This window comes from Chryseobacterium sp. (genome assembly GCF_029240215.1).
Taxonomy (GTDB): domain Bacteria; phylum Bacteroidota; class Bacteroidia; order Flavobacteriales; family Weeksellaceae; genus Chryseobacterium.
Window position 1 is genome coordinate 198,720 of sequence record NZ_JARBTK010000004.1, and the last position, 21,088, is coordinate 219,807.

Annotated in this window: 19 protein-coding genes and 1 pseudogene; 2 read left to right on the forward strand and 18 right to left on the reverse strand. The window is 35.8% G+C overall.

All coding sequences use genetic code 11. The features are described 5' to 3' along the window. The first annotated feature begins 26 nt into the window (after nucleotides 1–26). Nucleotides 27–1,499 (forward strand): alpha-amylase, encoded by a 1,473-nt coding sequence (locus K0R77_RS10530; RefSeq protein ID WP_300352044.1) that lies wholly within the window; start codon nucleotides 27–29, stop codon nucleotides 1,497–1,499. A gap of 151 nt (nucleotides 1,500–1,650) precedes the next feature. On the opposite strand, the gene K0R77_RS10535 is transcribed toward K0R77_RS10530, so the two are convergent. Together K0R77_RS10535 and K0R77_RS10540 are read right to left on the reverse strand one after the other, a co-directional pair. Next, complete coding sequence (locus K0R77_RS10535; protein WP_300352045.1) at nucleotides 1,651–2,979, reverse strand: carboxylesterase family protein; 1,329 nt, start codon at nucleotides 2,977–2,979, stop codon at nucleotides 1,651–1,653. Nucleotides 2,980–3,047: 68 nt separating this feature from the next. Next, nucleotides 3,048–3,410 (reverse strand): helix-turn-helix domain-containing protein, encoded by a 363-nt coding sequence (locus K0R77_RS10540; protein WP_300352047.1) that lies wholly within the window; start codon nucleotides 3,408–3,410, stop codon nucleotides 3,048–3,050. A 95-nt stretch (nucleotides 3,411–3,505) separates the two neighbouring features. Here K0R77_RS10540 and K0R77_RS10545 point away from each other — a divergent pair, with 95 nt between their 5' ends. Then, nucleotides 3,506–4,384 carry an NAD(P)H-binding protein gene (locus K0R77_RS10545; RefSeq protein ID WP_300352049.1) on the forward strand — a complete coding sequence of 293 codons (879 nt, stop codon included), beginning with the start codon at nucleotides 3,506–3,508 and terminating at the stop codon, nucleotides 4,382–4,384. Nucleotides 4,385–4,501: 117 nt separating this feature from the next. Here the strand turns inward: K0R77_RS10545 and K0R77_RS10550 are convergent, their stop codons facing one another. The 16 genes and pseudogenes from K0R77_RS10550 to rpoC all read right to left on the reverse strand — a co-directional run bounded on the left by K0R77_RS10550 (nucleotide 4,502) and on the right by rpoC (nucleotide 21,077). Next, nucleotides 4,502–5,782 carry an ectonucleotide pyrophosphatase/phosphodiesterase gene (locus tag K0R77_RS10550; protein WP_300352050.1) on the reverse strand — a complete coding sequence of 427 codons (1,281 nt, stop codon included), beginning with the start codon at nucleotides 5,780–5,782 and terminating at the stop codon, nucleotides 4,502–4,504. Between the two features lie 729 nt (nucleotides 5,783–6,511). After that, on the reverse strand, nucleotides 6,512–7,300 hold the full coding sequence (locus tag K0R77_RS10555) for a T9SS type A sorting domain-containing protein (RefSeq protein ID WP_300352052.1): 789 nt from the start codon (nucleotides 7,298–7,300) through the stop codon (nucleotides 6,512–6,514). Nucleotides 7,301–7,303: 3 nt separating this feature from the next. Next, complete coding sequence (locus K0R77_RS10560; RefSeq protein ID WP_300352054.1) at nucleotides 7,304–7,831, reverse strand: ankyrin repeat domain-containing protein; 528 nt, start codon at nucleotides 7,829–7,831, stop codon at nucleotides 7,304–7,306. Further along, nucleotides 7,828–8,373 (reverse strand): YceI family protein, encoded by a 546-nt coding sequence (locus K0R77_RS10565; protein WP_300352056.1) that lies wholly within the window; start codon nucleotides 8,371–8,373, stop codon nucleotides 7,828–7,830. Before K0R77_RS10565 ends, K0R77_RS10560 begins: the two co-directional genes overlap by 4 nt. 10 nt (nucleotides 8,374–8,383) lie before the next feature. Next, a complete protein-coding gene (locus K0R77_RS10570; protein WP_300352057.1) occupies nucleotides 8,384–8,734 on the reverse strand; it encodes a hypothetical protein in 351 nt (116 codons plus the stop codon). Nucleotides 8,735–8,736: 2 nt separating this feature from the next. Next, on the reverse strand, nucleotides 8,737–9,576 hold the full coding sequence (locus K0R77_RS10575; protein ID WP_300352059.1) for a DUF5777 family beta-barrel protein: 840 nt from the start codon (nucleotides 9,574–9,576) through the stop codon (nucleotides 8,737–8,739). 123 nt (nucleotides 9,577–9,699) lie between these two features. Further along, nucleotides 9,700–10,350 (reverse strand): Crp/Fnr family transcriptional regulator, encoded by a 651-nt coding sequence (locus tag K0R77_RS10580; protein ID WP_300352061.1) that lies wholly within the window; start codon nucleotides 10,348–10,350, stop codon nucleotides 9,700–9,702. A 165-nt stretch (nucleotides 10,351–10,515) separates the two neighbouring features. Then, a pseudogene (locus K0R77_RS17180) lies at nucleotides 10,516–10,602 on the reverse strand (DUF3467 domain-containing protein); the annotation flags it as partial. A gap of 354 nt (nucleotides 10,603–10,956) precedes the next feature. Continuing rightward, on the reverse strand, nucleotides 10,957–11,175 hold the full coding sequence (locus K0R77_RS10585) for a hypothetical protein (RefSeq protein WP_300352063.1): 219 nt from the start codon (nucleotides 11,173–11,175) through the stop codon (nucleotides 10,957–10,959). A gap of 168 nt (nucleotides 11,176–11,343) precedes the next feature. Continuing rightward, nucleotides 11,344–13,431: a hypothetical protein gene (locus K0R77_RS10590; RefSeq protein ID WP_300352064.1), complete on the reverse strand. Its 2,088-nt coding sequence runs from the start codon at nucleotides 13,429–13,431 to the stop codon at nucleotides 11,344–11,346. Nucleotides 13,432–13,477: 46 nt separating this feature from the next. Further along, on the reverse strand, nucleotides 13,478–13,666 hold the full coding sequence (locus tag K0R77_RS10595; RefSeq protein ID WP_300352066.1) for a hypothetical protein: 189 nt from the start codon (nucleotides 13,664–13,666) through the stop codon (nucleotides 13,478–13,480). A 94-nt stretch (nucleotides 13,667–13,760) separates the two neighbouring features. After that, nucleotides 13,761–14,390 carry a hypothetical protein gene (locus K0R77_RS10600; RefSeq protein WP_300352067.1) on the reverse strand — a complete coding sequence of 210 codons (630 nt, stop codon included), beginning with the start codon at nucleotides 14,388–14,390 and terminating at the stop codon, nucleotides 13,761–13,763. Nucleotides 14,391–14,610: 220 nt separating this feature from the next. Further along, complete coding sequence (locus tag K0R77_RS10605; RefSeq protein ID WP_300352069.1) at nucleotides 14,611–14,925, reverse strand: hypothetical protein; 315 nt, start codon at nucleotides 14,923–14,925, stop codon at nucleotides 14,611–14,613. A 9-nt stretch (nucleotides 14,926–14,934) separates the two neighbouring features. Beyond that, a complete protein-coding gene (locus tag K0R77_RS10610) occupies nucleotides 14,935–16,065 on the reverse strand; it encodes a lipopolysaccharide assembly protein LapB (RefSeq protein ID WP_300352070.1) in 1,131 nt (376 codons plus the stop codon). A 353-nt stretch (nucleotides 16,066–16,418) separates the two neighbouring features. Continuing rightward, nucleotides 16,419–16,727, reverse strand: a complete 309-nt coding sequence (locus K0R77_RS10615) for a DUF3467 domain-containing protein (RefSeq protein WP_047444864.1) — start codon at nucleotides 16,725–16,727, stop codon at nucleotides 16,419–16,421. 84 nt (nucleotides 16,728–16,811) lie between these two features. Then, nucleotides 16,812–21,077: a DNA-directed RNA polymerase subunit beta' gene (gene rpoC / locus K0R77_RS10620; RefSeq protein WP_300352076.1), complete on the reverse strand. Its 4,266-nt coding sequence runs from the start codon at nucleotides 21,075–21,077 to the stop codon at nucleotides 16,812–16,814. Nucleotides 21,078–21,088 lie beyond the last annotated feature (11 nt).

Below are 21,088 nucleotides of genomic sequence, written 5' to 3' on the forward strand. Positions count from 1 at the left end.
AATTGTATACACTAAATCAATAAACTATGAACCAGACAATGATTCAGTATTTCCACTGGTACACCGAAGGAAAAGGAAAACTATGGAAAGAAGCCGAAAAACAGGCAAAATATTTATCAGAATTAGGAATAACATCGGTTTGGTTTCCGCCGGCTTACAAAGGAACAGACGGAGCTACCTCGATCGGATATGATGCTTATGACATTTACGATTTAGGAGAATTTGACCAGAAAAACAGCATTCCCACAAAATACGGAACTAAAGAAGAGTACAAAAGTGCCATCAAAGCTTTACAAAAACAAAATATCGAAGTAATAGTAGATGTAGTTTTGGGACACAAAGCCGGCGGTGATGAGCTTGAAACGTTCAAAGCGGCAAAAGTAGATGAAAACAACCGTGAGAAAATCATCTCAGAATTCACCGATATTCAATCTTACACAAAATTTACTTTTCCCGGAAGAGGAAAAAAATATTCAGATTTTGAATGGAATTTTACGTGTTTCAGCGGTGTAGATTATGCCGAAGGAAAAGAATCTCACATCTACAAAATTCAATCTGAATACGGAAATGACTGGGAAGAAATGATCGACGATGAAAAAGGAAATTACGATTACCTCATGTTCAATGATGTCGAACACAGAAATCCACACGTACGAGAAGAACTCAACAACTGGGCAAAATGGTATTTTGATGAAACCAATTTTGACGGTGTACGGTTAGACGCTTTAAAGCATATTTCATTTGATTTTTATAAAGAATGGCTGACTCTTTTACGATCCAATTCAGGGAAGAACATTTTTGCAGTCGGAGAATATTGGGCTCCCGGGCAATTAAATTTGCTACAGAAATATATTGAAGCAACTGAAGGCTGCATGAGTTTATTTGACAGCTCATTACAAAATAATCTTCATACTGCTTCAAAAGAAGGTGATGCTTACGATTTGAGGAGAATATTCGATATGACATTAACGGACGCCGATCCCGAACATTCTGTAAGTCTTGTCGACAACCACGATACTCAGCCTTTACAGGATCTGGAAGCGCCTGTTGAATATTGGTTTAAACCTCTTGCCTATGCTTTGATTTTACTGAGAGAAAAAGGTTACCCTTGTGTTTTTTATCCTGATTTATTTGGTGCTCATTACAAAGACAATGATCGGGAAGGCAACGAGCAGGAAATATTTTTAGACAAAGTAGACGGTATCGAAGAACTTTTAAAAGCAAGAAAAGAAAATGCTTATGGTGTGCAAAAAGATTATTTTGAAGATGCCAATTGTCTCGGTTGGACCCGTGAAGGAGATGATGAACATCAAGGTTGCGCTGTTGTATTAAGCAATAAAGACGCTTACGAAAAACCTATGGAAATGGATGAGAAATATATTGGTAAAACTTTTTACGATGTTTTAGGAAGATCTGAAGAAAAGATAATTATAAGAGAAGATGGCTGGGCAGATTTCCCTGTTCCGGCTGGTAATGTAAGTGTTTGGATTCCTGAATAGTATATACAAAATATTTTTACAGTATTTGTCATTCCGGAGGAATCTCAGCAATTATTTAGTGATATGATCTCTGAAAATAAGCCTAGATTCTTACGGAATGACAAACTTTATTTAATAGAACACATTCATGCTATTGCGTTTAATCATCAAACTAAATCTTTCGGAGTTCCAAAATTTCAGGTCTTTCCGATGATTCGCAAATTTCTCCGTTTCGGGCAAACTCTGCCCAAAGTGAGCGCAGTTTTTTTCCGTTTTCATCAATATATTTCCACGGAACATTTTTCAGAAGACCAGAGGATTTCCATGCAGATTCATTCCCAAAAATCAAAGGAAGATCAAATGCGTGAGCCGAACCGAAATAATGTCCGTCAATTTTAGAATGAATCCGAAACAGCCAGATATTCCCTCCTGCTTCGGCATACTTATCAGCAAAGTCTTTTGCGGGTTTTCCGTAAATAATTTCTGTTGTAGAACGGATAGCTTTATTGATGATTTTTTTTGGGAGATATTGATTCATCTTATCAGAAACTCTGAGATAAAAAGCCGTTTCTTCGTCATTAATACCGATTAAAACATCGTATTTCGCAGCACTTTTTCTCCATTTTTCTTCCGCTTCGCCTTCATTGCACAACGGTGGAAGACCGTATTGAGTTCCGAAAGGCATTGCAGCTTTTAACCCATATTTAAAAAAGGAAGGAAGATGATTTTTATAATTTTTAACGATTTCAAAAGTATCAGATTCAGCAGTTAAGGTTCCTGTTTTCTTTAAAAATTCGGAGTACATTTTTTGACGGTTTAGTCTTAAACCTAAAGGTGCGCTGTGAATAATTACCCTATTAAATAAACCTTCTGCTCCATCGGAAATCATAAGATGAGCGATGGCATCACCACCGGAAGATTGTCCGAACAAAGTAATGTTTTCAGAATTTCCTCCAAAATCAGGAATGTATGTTTTGATCCATTTTAATGCTTCTATGATGTCGAACAATCCAAGATTTGCAGGTCTTCCTTCACTTCCGCCCAAAAATCCGAAAATTCCCAAACGGTAAGACACAGAAACTACGATGATGTTTTGTTCTTTTACCCAGTCAGTAGGATCTGCAGTTGACAAATCTCCGCAACCCAATTCGTAAGAGCCACCGTGAATCCAGACTACGACAGCTAATTTTTCATTTTCGCTTATTTTTTCCGGCCTGAATATAGAGATAAACTGTGGTGATTCATCTACTTCAAAATCATCCAGATTAATTTTGCCAATCATTTTTTCAAGAAGCGGACTGATGTTCTGCGGACACACCGGTGTTTTTTCAGGAAAAAGAATTTCAGAAAGAGAAGGCTGTACAGGAATTGGTTTTTTAAATCTTTCGGAATGCGCATAACGAATATTTTTCGCTTTAATGATTCCGTTTTCTATAATGCCTAAAATTTTCCCGAAAGAAGTTTTAAAAAGATATGTTGCTGTAGTATCCTGTAATTTCATTTTCAGAAATAGATTTTATTTTGTTCTGCTACACTTTTCCATTTTTAAGAAAATTTATCTTTAAAAAATTACTGATATTTCTGTTGCATGTCCCGATGTGCCCAATCGACCATTGCATCAATTACGGGAGCTAAATTATTTCCTGCATCGCTCAACTTGTAAGTTACATGAGGCGGAACAACTGGTTTTGCAGTTCTGATGATCAACCCGTCACTTTCCAACTGCTTTAAATGCTGAATCAACATTTTCTCTGTGACGGTCGGGATTGCTCTTTTCAGTTCACTGTATCTTTTCTCTCCTGTTGAAAGCTGAAATAAAATAACGGGTTTCCAGAAACCTGCAATTTTCTCCATTACATACATTACCGGACACTGATCGAGTAAGTTTTTTCTGTTCTCCTGAATGGTAGAATTTTCTTTAATAGCTGTCATATGATACATACTTTAGGGTAAGTACTTGTATAAAAGTAAGTACAAATATAACTTTGTTACCGGAAACAAACAACATAAAAAAATAAAAATTATTTATGAAAATTATCATCACAGGTTCTTTAGGGAACGTCGCAAAGCCTTTAGCAGAACAATTGATTGCAGAGAGCCATGACATTACCATAATCAGCAGCAACGAATCAAAAAGATCAGAGATTGAATCTTTGGGAGCTAAAGCAGCAATAGGATCTCTTTCAGATTTAGGTTTTCTGAAAGAAACTTTTAGCGGTGCAGATTCAGTTTTCCTGATGACTCCGCCTTTGGTAAGTAAGAGTAATATTGTAAAGAACACCATTAAAATTGGAGAAAACTACGCTGAAGCTATTAAGAACAGTGGTGTGAAAAGATTGGTTATGTTAAGCAGTGTTGGCGCAGATTCACCTGTAGAAAACGGTCCGATTGCAGGTCTACACCACATAGAAAATTTGTACAGCGGACTGGAAACTGTTTCTTCTACTTTCCTGAGAGCAGGATATTTCTATATCAACTTTTTTAATGATATTCCATTGGTTAAAAATGCAGGAATTATTGGAGCTAATTATTCAGCAGAAGTTACAGTTCCGTTGGTTCACCCGAGAGATATTGCAAAAGCAGCGGCCGAAGAATTGGTAAAAACATCATCAGATCAAAAAATCAGATATGTGGTAAGCGATAACCGTGAAGCAGGAGATTTTGCTAAAGCATTTGGAGCAGCAATCGGAAAACCTGATTTGCCATGGGTAGAATTTACGGATAAACAGACTTTTGAAGGAATGTCTCAAGCAGGACTTCCCGAAGAAATGGCAAAGCTGTATGAAGAAATGGGAAGAGGCATCAGAAACGGAGTTGTACAGAAAGATTTTATCAAATATGGTTCGCCAGCCGAAGGTGAAACTAAACTGGAGGATTTTGCGAAGGAATTTGCGTCTAAATTTTAAGATTTTAAAATATTGTAAACAGGAAGTTTCGGCGAGCCTTTGGCTCGCCGAAACTTCCTGTTTTTTATATGTATAGAGCTTTACCCTATCCTGTAATAAGATATTCGTTCTACAATATTATTTATTTTTTAACGTTCCTTTTAATATTTTCAGTTTTCCGTCAATCTTGTTTTCTGGTTTTAATCCTAAAATTTCTGCGACTATCGGATAAACATTTACATTTTCAAATTCGCCAATGATCAGATTATTTTTGAATTCCGGTCCCCAAGCGTAGAACGTCGCTTTCATTTCAGGAACCAGCCTCGGATCGTAACCGTGCTTCCCTTCAGAAGTCGTTTGATCTTTTTCTAAAAAAACTTTCGGAGCTTTCGGAATCAGTAAAATCTGCCCTATTCTATTATATTTATCATCTCTTTTGGCGTAATGTAAATATTTTGAGAGCTTTTTATCAAGATACACTTCATAATCATCCGTTTTATTTGCTTTTAATTCTTTAAAAACACCTTTAACCTCATCAGAATTTTTAACGTAAACTCTTACCAATGTCTGAGAATTATAAAAATCAAAACGGTCTTTATTCAAAAGATTTTCAGGGATTTCCAATGGGTTTCCACCATCAACTTTGATCATTCCGTGATCAGATACAAACACATAATTTACATTTTTTAATCCTAAATCATTCACTTTCTGAACCAGAGTTCCTATTGCTTCATCAATCAACTGAACAGCATTCTCAGCTTCTTCAGAATCAGGACCGAAATGATGCCCGGCTTTATCCACTTCAGGAAAATACATGGCAATAAAGTGCGGTCTTATTTCTTCAGATAATTTCAGCCAATTGATAACTTTATCAACTTTTTCTGCAGGTTTGAATTTTTCATGATAAGGATAATAATAGGTCGGTCTTTTTCCTCCTGCACCACTTGCAGAACCCACCCATTGCAAAGAAGCACTTATCATTCCCTGTTTTTCAGCCAATGCCCAAAGCGGAACACCGCCATACCAGCTTCCGTCTTCAGCATTCTCCTTATTACTCATTGCATAAGCTTTCCCAATTTTATAGTCGTAAAAGAAATTATCTACCAAACCATGATGAGAAGGATATAATCCGGTGATCAGACTCCAGTGGTTGGGAAAAGTAATACTCGGATAACTGGGAATCATTGCTTTTGCCTGAACTCCTTTGTCTGAAAATTTCAAAAGATTTTCTGCATTATATTTTTTAGCATAATCATAACGGAAACCGTCTGTAGAAATCATAATTACATAAGGTTTTGACTTTGCTTCTTCGCTGTTAAATCGATCGGGAGTAATAATCTGAGCCGTATCACTGATTTGTTTTTGGGCAAATATGGTAAAAGAAATGAATAATAATAAAAACTTTAATCTTAGTTTCATTGACCTTTTTTGCAAATTTAATCTATGTAATGATCTGACAAAAATTTATACTGTTAAAGATATATAAACTCTTAGGAATTCTTCGGACCTTCTTTTGATGTTCTTGGAAAAAGATGCCATTTCCGAAGAACACTAAAGAAAACCGGTAAATTATAGACTTAAAATACCAATTTTAAGCTCTTATGAGCCGGCTTATTTTGTATAAAGATATACAAAAACACAATTCCATACTTTCCGACACTATTCCCTAGAGTATATAAGTTATTGAGAAGCTACTAAATAATTTTTAAAACACAGTATAAAATCTCTCGCTCTCCCATAATTGCATCGTGTGGCAGATAATAAAACCCTCGCAAAATGCGAGGGTTTATTGTTTAACATTTTATTAAAGAACTCTTTAATTTTTTTGGTGGTAAGCATTTTTTTCACGAGCCGGAAAATGGTTTGCTTGCCCTCTTCTTCCTGTGAATGAGTCTTATCTGTTCGAGTTCTGTTTTATCTTCCAAAATTACTCCTTTAGGAATAGAGAGCCATCGTGATTAATAATCTGATCAGTATTCATATCAAAAAGTTGCGCCATCTTTTATAGTTCTTCTACGGCTAAACTTCTTGTTCCTTTACAATTTTGGAATAAACAGATTTATCTACGCCAATGTACAAAGCCATCTCAATTTGCTTAATATTTATAAGTTTTAAAAACAAAAAAGCCACTTTTCAGTGGCTTTCAGATTATTCTTTAATTAATTTTTCAAAAGATAAAGTTCCATCATTTAAAGTCATTTCCAGATAATAGCTTCCGGATTTCAGATCAGAAATATTGATGCTTTCCCCTTCTAATTTTATAGATTTTACTTTTCTTCCGGTTGATTCGTAGACATCGATAGATTTTATTTTATCAGCATTTTTAAAGCTTACAGTTTCTTTTGCAGGATTCGGGTAAAGCTTTACTTTGTTTTTTTCTAAAGCATTCAATTCATCTACACCTAATACAGTCGTAAAAGAAGCAGTAGCATATCCTACATTAGCGGTTCCACCATGTGGAGCAACTGTAGTAGTTGCGCTTGGAGGTCTTACACCAGCAATACTTATTGAATTGGTTGTTGCGTAAGGAAACTGAAAATCATTCGTATCAGAATTCGTTAAGTTTCTGGTTAAAGTTACAGTTCTAACTCCTGCAGCAACAATGTCACTTACAATTGTCCAGTCTTGTACAGTATCAACAGGAGGTTGTTGCAATCCTGTAAAATTCCTGTCTGTAAGCATTGGGGATGTTACCGCAGAGTAAACTAATGCATCACCTGAAGACATACTGAAACCAGCATTTACTCCAATACCCAATCCAAACCATCTGTCTGAAGGACCTTTAAGCAAAAGAGTTACTTTAGAAGTTGTATTGTCTAAAGTGAAATTTGCCATAACACCATTATTGGGAGATAATGTAATATCTCCGGTAGTTTTTTGTTGAGCAAAGTTCAAAAAACTGATTAATGAAAGTGAAAGAATTACAATTTTTTTCATATTTTATTTTTTTAGTTGGTTTATAAGTTCTTGATTTTTTGAAAACACAGCATATTCAAAAGCCGTTTTTCCTTCTTTATCTATTATATTTTTTTCTGCCTTATATTTTATAAGAAGTTTTACCATATCAACATTTCCTAATTTTGTAGCAAAAATAAGAGGGGTTGTACCATTAGAATCTGCTTTATTAATATCAGATTTATTGTCTAATAATTTTTGAGCTAATTTCAAATCACCTTTGAATATTACTGCCATGAGTGCAGTACCCATTGGAGAATTGTAGTTAATATCGTTTACATTATCAATAAGAAAATCAGCGACTTCCATATTACCACGATAACAGGCTAATATAAGAGGAGAATATTTCTGCTCATTAGTCTCATTGATAACATTAGAATTTTTTTTCATCGCATCTTTCATTTCAGCAACAGTTCCTGATCTTGCAATATCAAAAACTGACTTTACCGTTTCCTGAGCAGATATAAAAGAAAAACTCAGCAAACATATTGTGAATAAAATGATTCTTCTCATTGTTTTACAAGTGTATAATTGTATTCAACATTTACGTTTTCAGCCACTTTTTTCATCACCATTTTTGGAACAGTAACTTTAAAGTCTGCCGGTTTTGCCACAAAACCACCCTTCATAAAGATTTTACCGTCTTTCATGTACATTGTTGCTGTTGACGAAACAGCTTTATCAACTCCATGAAAATTCAATGTTCCCTGAACGGTATATTTCTGTGGATTGGCAGTAAGTTTAGTCTTATCAAAACCCTGAATTTTACCTTTGAAAGTCGTTTTAGGATATTTTGCCGTTTCAGCATAGCTTTCATTAAAGTGTTCCTGCATCAGTTTTACTGTAAACTGGAAATTTTTCACTACCGAAACCGATGCCATTTCTCCTGTATCGGCATTGAGAATCACAGTATTGCTGTTATCCTGAGCAGATACATCCTCAAATAAAGGTACGGAAGCCTCAAAACTTACTTTTCCGGTTTTGGAACTGTATTTCTGAGCTGAAATCATGTTTCCAAATAAGATTGAAAACATAATTAGTATTAAATTTTTCATATTTTAAATTTTAATTTTCGATAAGACCATCAGCTTTCCATTTGATAAAAAGATTGATCTGAGCTGCCGATAATGACCCGCCTTGAGGCATTTTCTCGGGATCACCGTTTGGTCTTTGTATTCTGTCTAAAATATTGTCTATGTTATTCTTCACCTGATTGTAGTTTGTCAACGGCTGGAAAGAAGCAGATCCTGTCACAGAATGACAGGAAATACAATTAGTATTAATAATTGTTTTAATATCAGCTTCGTAACGTACAGTTTGCGTAATCGGTGTATTGTCTGAAATCTCTTCGTAGGTTCTGCTTTCGCATGAGGTAATGAAAAGAATAAGACCCGATATGTAAATTATTTTTTTCATTGTTAAAATACTCTGTAAAGATTAAACCCAAAGAAAATCTGACCTTTCTCCCACTTTCCGGTTGCATTGGTAAGATAACCGATGTCGGAATTGAGCTGAGAATTACTGAACAAAAGTTGAAAAACATGACCTCCCGTTTCAATATCCATTCCCAAAGACAAAGGATTTTTGTAGAAACTGTGATTGTCAAAATTCACAAAATATTCTGCATTGATTGAGATTCTTTTGGAGATTTTGTACCTGCCTCCTAGTCCCGTCAGAAACTGATTGTTATTTTCAATATTTGGCTCATAAAGATTTTTATGAACGTAAGACGGGCTCAACTGCAGTGAAAAGCTGTCGCTGAATCTACGTGAAATAAGAGCCTGCGTCAAATAAGAAAGCCGGTCGCCAAACTGAAGATGGGGATAGTTGTCCTTATCCAAATCTGTATTTGCTGCCATCACATTATATCCTACAATTTCTACAGGGAAATTTTCATTTTGTTTCAGCAACTTGTATTTTGCTCCAAACTCAAAAGTCTTCATGTTGGTTTCTCGGGAAAGACTTAATGACAATCCGTCAGTCACACCGTAGATCACTCCTAATTTCGTAGAAGCATCATCGAGTCCGAAAAAATTTTTAAATCCTGTGCTAATGTCCCCAAATCTGTGTGCTACAACGATGTACCATTCTTTTTTTGCAGTCAGTTTTGTCGATTGTCCTGTGACGACTTGCAGTGCCTTGAATGCCGGCGGATTATTTTCTGTTGTTTTAAGGGTGTCAATATCCTTCAGCAAATCTTCCTGAGAAAAGGCAAGACTTGAAGATAATATCGACAAAAATAAGAGAGTTTTTGTCATATAGATTTTAATTAAAATTACATGACAAACTTAGAGAGTTATGCTTTTAAAAGTGTGTGATAAAAGTCACCGATGGAATTGTTTTTATCAATCAAAGTTATAAAAATTGACAAAACATTTTTATTAGACACGACTAACATTGTTACTTTCAGGAATTCTTATGCCTTCTTTGCTTTGAAAAATTTCCCCTTCGTTTTCGATTTTTTTCAAAACTCTGCTTACAACTTCTCTTGATGTTCCGAGATTGGTGGCAATTTCACGATGGGTAAGTTTAATAGGATGATTACCTGTTAAAAATATCTGCTGTTTAATATAGCTTAGAATTCTTTTATCAAGTTTATGAAATACCGCTTCATTCACCATATTCATAACATCCGAAAAACGTTTATCATACTCCTGATAAAAAACTTTGTTAATTGCAGGAAAGCGAATCAACCAGTCATGCATAACAGAAACAGGAATAAGTAAAACTTCTGAATCTTCTTCTGCAACTGCATAAATACGGCTCACATAATCAGAAAAAATGGAAGAAAAGGTCATCATACAACTATCATTTTCTCTTACATAATAGTAGATCAATTCCCTTCCGTCATTTAATGAAAAAACTTTGATAGAACCTTTGATGAGAAACGGGACAAATTTGTTTTTTTGTCCCTCTCTGGTTATTTCAGTCTTAGCCTTTATATTGCTGATGATTGCATGTTTACTGATCTCATTTGAGAAATCAGTACCCAAAAATCCGAATTTATTAATAATAAATTGATTATCTAACATATTTTTATCTGACATATCAACAGCAAAGATATAAAATTGAAATATTCTCAATTACATTTATTTGCATTAAAGTATAATTTTTACCAATTCTTAATAATTTACTTATCGCCACAAAAAAATAACCCCAACTTGCGCTGGGGTTATTTTATATATTTTGAGAAAATCTTACGCTTGTACGTTGTTTCCACCTAATACGAAAGGCTCAACTTCTTTGATCTCTCCGAATTGCTGCTCGTAGTTGATGATGCTTTGAATATGATTTGTTCTTAAAATAACTATTACTTATATAAATGAGGTCTTCAGATAAAATATTGTGATTGTTATTTTCTATTTTTGGCCTCATAGCCACAAAAATGACGTTTAATACTCCAAGTTTAACATTATATATCTAAAGTTTGACATTATAAACCTAAAAAATGAGGTTATTAAGTCCATTTTTTAGGTTATCAAACTCCATTTTTGACGTTCTTGACTCCAAAAATGAAGTTCCAGACCTCAATTTTCATGTTACGAACCTCAAAAATGAGGTTATACAACCTCAAAATTGAAGTTTTCGATCTCAAAATTGATCTTATGAACCTCAAAAATGGACTTAGCAACGTCAAATTAAATTCCGATATAATAATCTGTGACTTCTTCTTTGGAAAAGAACAAATGCAATTTCTTCTTAAACAAACCGAAGCAGTACTGCTCCAAAACATAGACCCACTCATCAGGTTTTTTAGAATCTGGCTCGCCAAGTAGAAATTCAATCATTCCTGTAGAACTCCTAACCAGAGTGTCCTCCTCTACCATTATTCCCTTAAATTCTATATGTCTGTCCATTCGTTTATTTTATTATTCTTTTTTAATATTTCAAAAATTACAAATGCGGGACAGAATTATCCCGCATTTTTGTAACAAACCGTTTGATGAGGATTACGATACATATTCCTTTAAAATTCAAACTGTTACTAACACAAAAAAATATCTATTCAGACTTTGTATTTGCTCCTACGGTGTACAAGGTGTTGCACTTCTGTAGATTTGCCCTGCCGGATTGATACACGCATAGGCATTCCCAGAACCAGTAAGGTTGTTGGAAACAGCAGGCGCAACATTAGTCCATGATAACGTTGCAGCACCAGAAGCACCGTCTGTTGTCAGCACCTGATTGGCAGAACCATTAACTCTAGGAAATGTATAATTACCTGTTTGAGTAGAACCACTTGAATCTGTATAGAAAAAATTCACCCCATTCTGATGTTTGAGATTAATATTGGTAGATTCTAGATTACCAGGTGTTTTAGATGCCTGACTAACAATACTAATAAAATTTGAACCCGCATTACTGGAAGTAACTTCTATATGATTATATTCTCCACTGGTACTTCCTGCCTCTAGCTTTGCAGTACCAAATACAGAAGACGCTGCGTAGGTATGTACGTTTCCATACGCCCCACCACTTTTACTACCTAACCTAGAACCTAAAGGCTGCGATAGCTCTACAAAATTAAGCTCTGTAGCAGTAGGTCTGCTGTTGGTATCTCCCTCAAACATTGTTACCCCATTACCACCGGCACTTGGGTTGTTATCTATAACATTAAAACGAGTACCAGTACCGTATTCTGTTCTAAAATCACCTGCAACATCCAATTGTTTGGTAGTTGTGGTTTTATTGATGGCAACCCTGCCTGTTTGGTAGATATGCTGTGTATTGCTGGTCGCTTGCGTGCTGGCTGTTCCCTGTACAAACCACGGCTCTGTTGCAGCACCACTACCTCCAAATGAAGATGCTGGTACTTTTTTTACCACACCCGTACTGGTTGCTACCAATACATCATCTGCTGCTGCGCCTGCTGTGAGACCTTCTAATTTTAAAGGGTCTGCTGTGGCTTTTACGTGCAAAGTATTACTAGGGGAATTATTATTAGCACCAATACCCACATTACCATTGTTTAAAACCACCATTGCATTGCTTTGTGAAGTAGCAGCAATCCCATTCCCCACAGTAAACAATGAATTATCTACAGGGGTATTGTAAGTTCCTACTACTGCGGCATTGGGCATAGTGGTGGTTATGGTATTACCTGTACCTGCTACCAAGGTATTACTGGCGTTTACGGTATTTAAGGTACCCATCATTAAAAAATGATTACTGGTAGTTGTACTCGTATTGGAAGCACCACCCACTATTGCACCCACAGGGGCAGCAAGGCCAGATAATGAGTTTAAAGTTCCTACAACAATATTACCTCGTCCACCATTTTGAGAATGAGTCATAGTGTTGCTTTGACCCGATACAATTGAGGTTTGAAAAAAATTGCCGATATTATTTAGAGTACCACTTACCATTGAAGACACGGAGCTTGTACCAATAGTATTTTGCGTACCTGTGGTAAACCCATTAGAAGATTGTACAGTATTTCTATTACCTAATACAGTTGCGTAGTTTGCATTTCCTGTTGGAGTTCCGTCTGTGGCTATTGCTAATCTGTGCCCTCCACCCCAAATAAAGCTACCTGTTGGTGTAATACCAGTACCTAAGACATGTTCTGGAAGTGCCCCGACATCCATCGTTCCAGCACCGCCAATAAAACTACCTTGTTGGGTAAAAATACCTCTTGAGACACCATTTACGCCAACAACAAAGTTTTGGGCATCAGAAGTACCTACGTAGTTGGTTGTACCGACGGTGGTAGGTACTGTAGCGATTGGTGTAGTTCCTGAGTTACCTGTAATGTGCCAGTCGTTTGGACCTGCTGCACCTGTTCCGCTAAATTTTACCCAAAGTATACCATCAAAATAATAGTAGCCTGCCCCATCTATATTGATGGTTTTTTTGCCTGCCGTTCCGGCATCTGGACTTGCACTGGTTGCATAGACTATGGTTCCTGTCTGTGCTGTAAGATATTGCGCATCTCCAGATTGTATCTCGCTTCCGGCAAGTCTTGGTGCGATGATACCTTCTGGCTTTGTACCGTCTGTTGTTTTTGCGGTAACGTCTAAAGTTGCTTTTGGTGCTTCATTATTGATACCCACTTGGGAGTATACTAAGGAGCTCATTATTAAAGCTCCTAAAAGAATGATATTTTTTTTCATTTTGAAATGTTTTTTAATTGTTAATTCATATTTCTTGGTTTATTTCCTATAAACCGAAAAAGGCTTCTACTTTTCCTTCGTGGTCAAAGTGTATGCAAAGCTTTTGGGTCACAAGACCAAACCAGCTTTTGCTGACAGTAATGACCCATTCATCAGAATCGTATGCAGTTTCTATTTTGTCGAATAGTTCCAGTATTTGGTCTTTACTTTTTCCGCGTAATCCTGCTATTTGCATTTTTGTTTTTTACCTTTGATGATTTAAGAAAACCCAACCCAACAGTATGTACTTATGAAAACACTCCTCTTTTTGCGGGGCTGGGTAAAATAATTTACACAAATGAAAAAAAAGGAGGAGGTCGTGAAATTTTTAAACTCAGTTTTTGAAAACTGATAGCATGAATAGATTTAATGCTTTTAATAGACGGATTGAGAAATTTTCTTTTGTCCAAAGAAAATAATTGCAAATGATGGAGAAAACCACCAAATGATGAAGAAAAACTGATTGCAATACTGCAATTTGTATTTTGTAAACCGAAACTCGAACTCTCGTTACCAGACGCCCGAACAAAAACATTGCCTTTCGCGATATTTTGCGGTGGTATTTTTTGAATATCTTTCTTCCGAAGCTTTATCGTTTTCGCTTTGGCTACAATTTGCTTTTTTGGGTCTTGGTCTTGACTGTAAAATACTGCATCTGCATACAAAAAACTATTTCTACCAAAAACACTTGCTTCTCTTTCAACATAAACTTGCCCCAATTCTTTGTGGGAAGATTGAACGATTTGGGAATAAAATATAGAATCTTTTGAAAAAACAGCAGCATCTGATGTGATGCATATTCTCGCATCATCTCTTAGAGTAATCTCTGTAGAAAGAGAAACCGTATGGTTTGCAGCAAAAAAACCATTGGCACCGAAGAGTGCAAATAGCAAAAAACGAAACTGCAATTTTTTTATCATTTCTGTGTATTGAAATCCGGAGTTTTATTTCCGAACTGCAAAACACACAAAATTCTCAGGAAAGACCTAAAAACAGAATACCTTTAGGCTACCATCGGGGATTTTCAAGGTACCATTGAGATACCATTTGAAAACAACATACTAAAAATCAAACAATTAAAATCTATCCAGATACTCATACAAATCAATTTTAGGATCAAGATTTAATCTCTTTCTTAATTTATTTTTTCTGTTTTGGATGGCTTTTGGAGTTACAAATTGATATTGCAATATCTTTTGTAGATAATTTCAGCTTCAGCATTCCGCAAAAATGCAATTCGTTTTGGGAAATATCGGGCATTATTTTCTTAAGATTATTGCAGTATTCAGGATACACTTCCTGAAATCTCAACAGAAAAGTAGGATCATTATTTTTTGCTAATTCTAATACTTCTGCAAAAGAATCGTTCACTTTGATTTCCAGTTGTTGTTTTTCCTGGGTAATTTCCGAAATTTTCAATTGACTGTCTTTTATTAAGCCTCTGCTTTTCTTCATTCTGAAAAACTATAAGAAAACCAAGCCAAATATAATGACCAAAGCAATGACAATAAAATAATTGATCGTTGTAGAATATTTTCTGTAAAGGGTTTGTTTTTGCTCTTTTTCTACCTCATCGAGAGCCTGTAAAACTCCATTTCGTATTTGTGTTGATTTTTTTTTCGCTATTTTTTGCCATTTTTCATTATAGAGCATATAGTTTTTGGTATCGCCCAAAGCTTTATATGTTTTGGTGAGATATTCATAGGCAGATTCTTTAATATCCGTACCAACCCGTTCATCATCTGAAGTCTGATCAATTGCTTGATTAAAATACTGTATTGCAGTATTATAATCTTTTTCTTCATAAGCAATGGCACCAAAACCAAGATTGATATAGGGTAAAATGAAGGAGGTTTCCGGATACTGAACTATTATTTTTTTTGCTTGTGAAAAATTTATTTTAGCTTCATCATATTTCTTTAAGAGCATCAAAGCAGCTCCTTTATCAAAAAATAGACTCACTTTTTCCCGTTCTATTTGCGCAAAGTGAGGTGCTCTGTTGATATAGAAAGAAGCGCTGTCTAGATAAGTGATTGTTTGGTTGTTTACAGTGGTACTGTCTGCCATATCTATAGCTGCCAAAGTATGAAAAGAACTTACTTTTAGTCTTGCCGTATTTTTATTTTCAGGTGTAGTGTTCAAATGGTGCAAAGACTCCAAAATTTCTTTTTTCGCTCTGTCATTAAGTCCCAATATTTGATATTGTTTAGCTATAACTAGCCGAACTCCTATTTTCTTTTGCTCACTTCCGGCAGAATCAACGATTTCTTTAGCCTGAAATAATCTTCTCAGCATATTTTTATAATCTTCTTTCGCACTATACGCTTCAGAAGCTAGAAGTAAAACATCGATTTTATCGTCTGTCTTTTTTTTGCTATTGTAGATTTCTTTCTCATTTTTAATGAATGTCTTAGGATCGTTTTGAACTAACATCACTAATTCTGCATAGCCAAGGTCTTGTAGTTTTTTATTTTGAGAAGTAGAAGTTTCGGCATAAGATTCTTCTTTTTTAGTAACAGAGTTCTGTGCAAAAAAGAACAATGAACAAAAACTAACCAACAAAGTTAGTTTTAGCTTGTTAAATTTTAAAATCATTTGTGTATGTGTTTCGGTAATATGTATATGTCTTTTAAGAATTTACCCTGGTTCAAAATTAAAAAATAAATTCTATATACAATAATAAGATACAAAACCTAGAAACACCTATTCTCTGCATACCACTTTGATGCCATTTGGATACCATTAGTCTTTAAAATACCTGAAAAATTTAAAAACAAACAAATAATAATTCTTAAACAGTAAAGTGCTTAATTTTATGTAGAAACAGTTATATAACTGATCCATCTATTTTTAAAAAATATTAAGATTCTGTTTAAAAATCACAAATGCTTATCACAAAAAAAATGCCCCAAATAATTGGAGCATTCTTATATATTTTTGAGAAAATCTTACGCTTGTACGTTGTTTCCACCTAATACGAAAGGTTCAACTTCTTTGATCTCTCCGAATTGCTGCTCGTAGTTTGTGATATTTTGCTGAAGAGCTGTAAGAACTCTCTTAGCGTGAAGTGGAGCAAGAATTACTCTTGAACGCACGTTAGCTTGCTGTACACCCGGCATTAACTGGATGAAATCTACTACAAACTCAGATGGAGAATGGTTTACTAAAGCAAGGTTACAATATACCCCTGAAGCTACCATTTCGTTCAATTGGATGTTGATGTTGTTTGGATCGTTGTTTTGATTTTGGTTGTCCATTTTTTTTGTTTAAAGTTTTATGTTTAAAAAATTCAAGGCTCAAAAATAAATTAAAAGTTTGAACCTTGAACATTAAATTTTGAATTAATTTAGGTCTTCAAATTCTTTCTTAGAACCTACAATTACATTCTGATACTCTTTAAGACCTGTACCTGCAGGAATTCTGTGTCCTACAATTACGTTTTCTTTAAGACCGTTCAGACTGTCTATTTTACCTGCAACTGCCGCTTCGTTAAGAACCTTAGTTGTTTCCTGGAATGATGCTGCAGACATGAATGATTTAGTTTGCAGAGCTGCTCTTGTAATCCCTTGCAATACAGGTGTAGCTGTTGCAGGAAGCGCATCTCTTACTTCTACTAATTTCTGATCTTCACGCTTCAACTTAGAGTTTTCATCTCTCAGTTCTCTTGCAGTAATCATCTGACCTGGCTTGAATTCTTTAGAATCACCAGCTTCAGTCACTACTTTAAGACCAAACACTCTGTTGTTTTCTTCTAAGAAATCAAATTTGTGTTCTAAAGCAGCCTCAAGGAACTGAGTATCACCTCCGTCAACGATAGATACTTTCGTCATCATCTGTCTTACAATGATTTCGAAATGCTTATCATCAATTTTCACCCCTTGCAGACGGTAAACTTCCTGAATTTCATTTACTAAATATTCCTGAACTGCAGTTGGTCCTTTGATCTTCAAGATATCGTCCGGAGTAACTGAACCGTCAGAAAGTGGCGAACCAGCTCTTACGAAGTCATTCTCCTGTACCAAAATCTGGTTTGATAATTTAACTAAATAAATTTTTCTCTCACCAGTTTTAGCTTCAACGATCAATTCACGGTTACCTCTCTTGATTTTTCCGTAAGAAACTACCCCATCGATTTCTGTAACAACCGCCGGGTTTGAAGGGTTTCTTGCTTCAAATAATTCTGTAACTCTCGGAAGACCCCCTGTAATATCCCCTGACTTAGCAGATTTTCTTGGGATCTTGATTAAAACTTTACCAGCCTTAATTTTTTCACCGTCGTTTACCATTAAGTGGGCTCCTACCGGTAAGTTGTAACCTTTCTGCTCAACACCTTTAGAATCTACTACCTTCAATGTAGGTACTGCCTTCTTATTTCTGGATTCAGAGATTACTTTCTCTTCAAATCCTGTCTGTTCGTCAATCTCCAATTGGAATGAAATACCCTGGATAATATCTTCATACTCTACTTTACCAGCATTCTCTGCAATAATTACCGCGTTGTAAGGATCCCATTTTGCAATAAGATCACCTTTTTTCACTTTATCACCAGATTTAACTAATAATTGAGAACCATAAGGTACGTTAGCAATCATCAATGGAGTTCTAGATTCGTTATCAGCAACCAATCTAAATTCTGTTGTACGAGAAACGACTACTTCAGCAGTATTCCCGTTTTCGTCTTCAGAAGTAATTGTTCTTACCTCATCCAATTCAACGATACCGTCTCTTCTTGCAGCAATTGAAGGGTTTTCTGATACGTTTGTAGATACACCCCCTTGGTGGAAAGTTCTCAATGTTAACTGAGTTCCCGGTTCCCCAATTGATTGTGCAGCAATTACCCCTACTGCTTCACCCATGTGGATTTTCTTACCAGTTGCAAGGTTTCTACCATAACATTTAGCACAAATTCCTTTTTTGGTTTCGCAAGTAAGTGGTGAACGTACTTCTAAAGATTCAAGACCCATTTCCTCAACTCTTTTAGCCAAAGCCTCATCAATAATCTGATCAGCATTAGCAATCAATTCGTCAGTTTCAGGATCATAAATATTATGAAGAGATACTCTACCTAAGATTCTTTCAGAAATTCTTTCAACGATTTCGTCATTTTTCTTAAGTGCAGTAACTTCAGTTCCTCTTAATGTTCCACAGTCTTCTTCTGTAACGATGACATCCTGTGCAACATCTACCAATCTTCTCGTCAAGTAACCTGCATCGGCAGTCTTAAGAGCGGTATCCGCAAGACCTTTACGAGCACCGTGAGTAGAGATAAAGTATTCTAAGATCGAAAGACCTTCCTTAAAGTTTGCAAGAATCGGGTTTTCGATAATTTCCGCACCGGTAGAACCAGCTTTCTGCGGTTTTGCCATCAAACCTCTCATCCCTGATAACTGACGGATCTGTTCCTTAGAACCCCTCGCACCAGAATCAAGCATCATGTATACAGAATTGAATCCACCTTGGTCAACTTTCATTCTGCTCATGATCATTTCAGTTAATCCGGCGTTGGTGTTTGTCCAAACGTCAATTACCTGATTATATCTTTCTGTATCTGTAATAAGACCCATGTTATAGTTGGCTCTAATTTCGTCTACAGTTTCAATAGATGTAGCAATCATTTTCTTTTTCTCAACAGGAACTACGATGTCACCTAATGAGAACGAAAGACCACCTTTGAATGCATTTGCATATCCTAGATCTTTCATTGCATCCAAGAACTTCACAGTGGTAGGGAAATCTGTATCAGCAAGTACTTTACCAATAACATTTCTTAATGATTTCTTAGTAAGAAGCTCATTAATATATCCTGACTGTTTAGGAACGATCTGGTTGAATAAGATTCTACCAACAGAAGTTTCAGTTAATTTCGTTGTGATTTCACCGTTTTCCTTGATAGGAAGTCTACATCTTACTTTAGCGTTCAATGAAACTCTACCTTCCGCATAAGCGATTTCCGCTTCTTCCGGAGAATAGAATGCAAGACCTTCTCCCAATACTTTTTTCTCATCTGTAGAGCTTAATTCTTTGGTCATGAAATAAAGACCAAGAACCATGTCCTGAGATGGTACTGTAATTGGAGAACCGTTTGCAGGGTTCAAGATATTCTGAGAACCTAACATCAATAACTGAGCTTCCAAAATTGCTTCCGGACCCAACGGTAAGTGTACCGCCATTTGGTCACCATCAAAATCGGCGTTGAATGCTGTTGTTACTAACGGGTGTAATTGGATTGCCTTACCTTCGATCATCTTAGGTTGGAAAGCCTGAATACCCAATCTGTGCAAAGTAGGCGCTCTGTTTAGTAAAACAGGGTGACCTTTCATTACACCTTCTAAGATATCATATACTACCGGTTCTTTTCTGTCAATAATTCTCTTTGCAGATTTTACTGTTTTTACAATCCCTCTTTCAATTAGTTTTCTAATGATAAATGGTTTGTAAAGTTCCGCAGCCATATCTTTAGGAATACCACATTCGTGAAGCTGTAAGTTTGGACCTACAACAATTACCGAACGCGCAGAGTAATCTACCCTTTTCCCTAGTAAGTTCTGACGGAAACGACCCTGCTTACCTTTCAATGAATCTGAAAGTGATTTCAATGGTCTGTTTGATTCAGATTTTACTGCAGAAGATTTTCTTGTATTATCAAATAATGAATCTACTGATTCCTGAAGCATACGCTTCTCGTTTCTCAAGATTACTTCAGGAGCTTTGATCTCCAATAATCTTTTCAAACGGTTGTTTCTGATAATAACTCTTCTGTAAAGGTCATTTAAGTCAGAAGTTGCGAAACGCCCTCCATCCAATGGAACTAATGGTCTTAATTCTGGTGGTATAACTGGAAGCACACGCATAATCATCCACTCCGGTCTGTTGATCATTCTTGTATTTGCACCTCTCAATGCTTCTACTACGTTCAATCTTTTCAGAGCTTCAGTTCTTCTTTGCTTAGAACCTTCGTTGTGAGCTTTGTGTCTCAAATCGAAAGACAATGCATCAAGATCAATTCTCTTCAACAATTCTTCAACAGCTTCAGCACCCATTTTGGCGATGAATTTGTTTGGATCTGCATCATCAAGATATTGATTTTCTACAGGAAGAGTATCCATGATATCAAGGTATTCTTCTTCTGTAAGGAATTCTTTGTCTTCAAAATCAGAACCATCTAATTTCTTAGCGATACCTTGCTGAATAACAACATATCTCTCGTAATAGATGATCATATCTAATTTCTTAGAAGGAATACCTAAAAGGTAACCGATTTTGTTTGGTAAAGAACGGAAATACCAAATGTGCGCGATAGGAACAACCAAACCAATATGTCCGATTCTTTCTCTACGTACTTTTTTCTCCGTAACCTCTACACCACAACGGTCACAAACGATCCCTTTGTAACGAATTCTCTTGTATTTACCACAAGCACATTCGTAATCTTTGATAGGACCGAAGATTTTTTCACAGAACAAACCGTCTCTTTCAGGTTTGTGTGTTCTGTAGTTAATAGTTTCCGGCTTAAGAACCTCCCCTCTTGAATCCTGTAAAATGGACTCAGGTGAAGCCAAACCGATGGTTATTTTATTAAATCTACTTGATTTATTTTTATTTGACATTTGTTAGATTT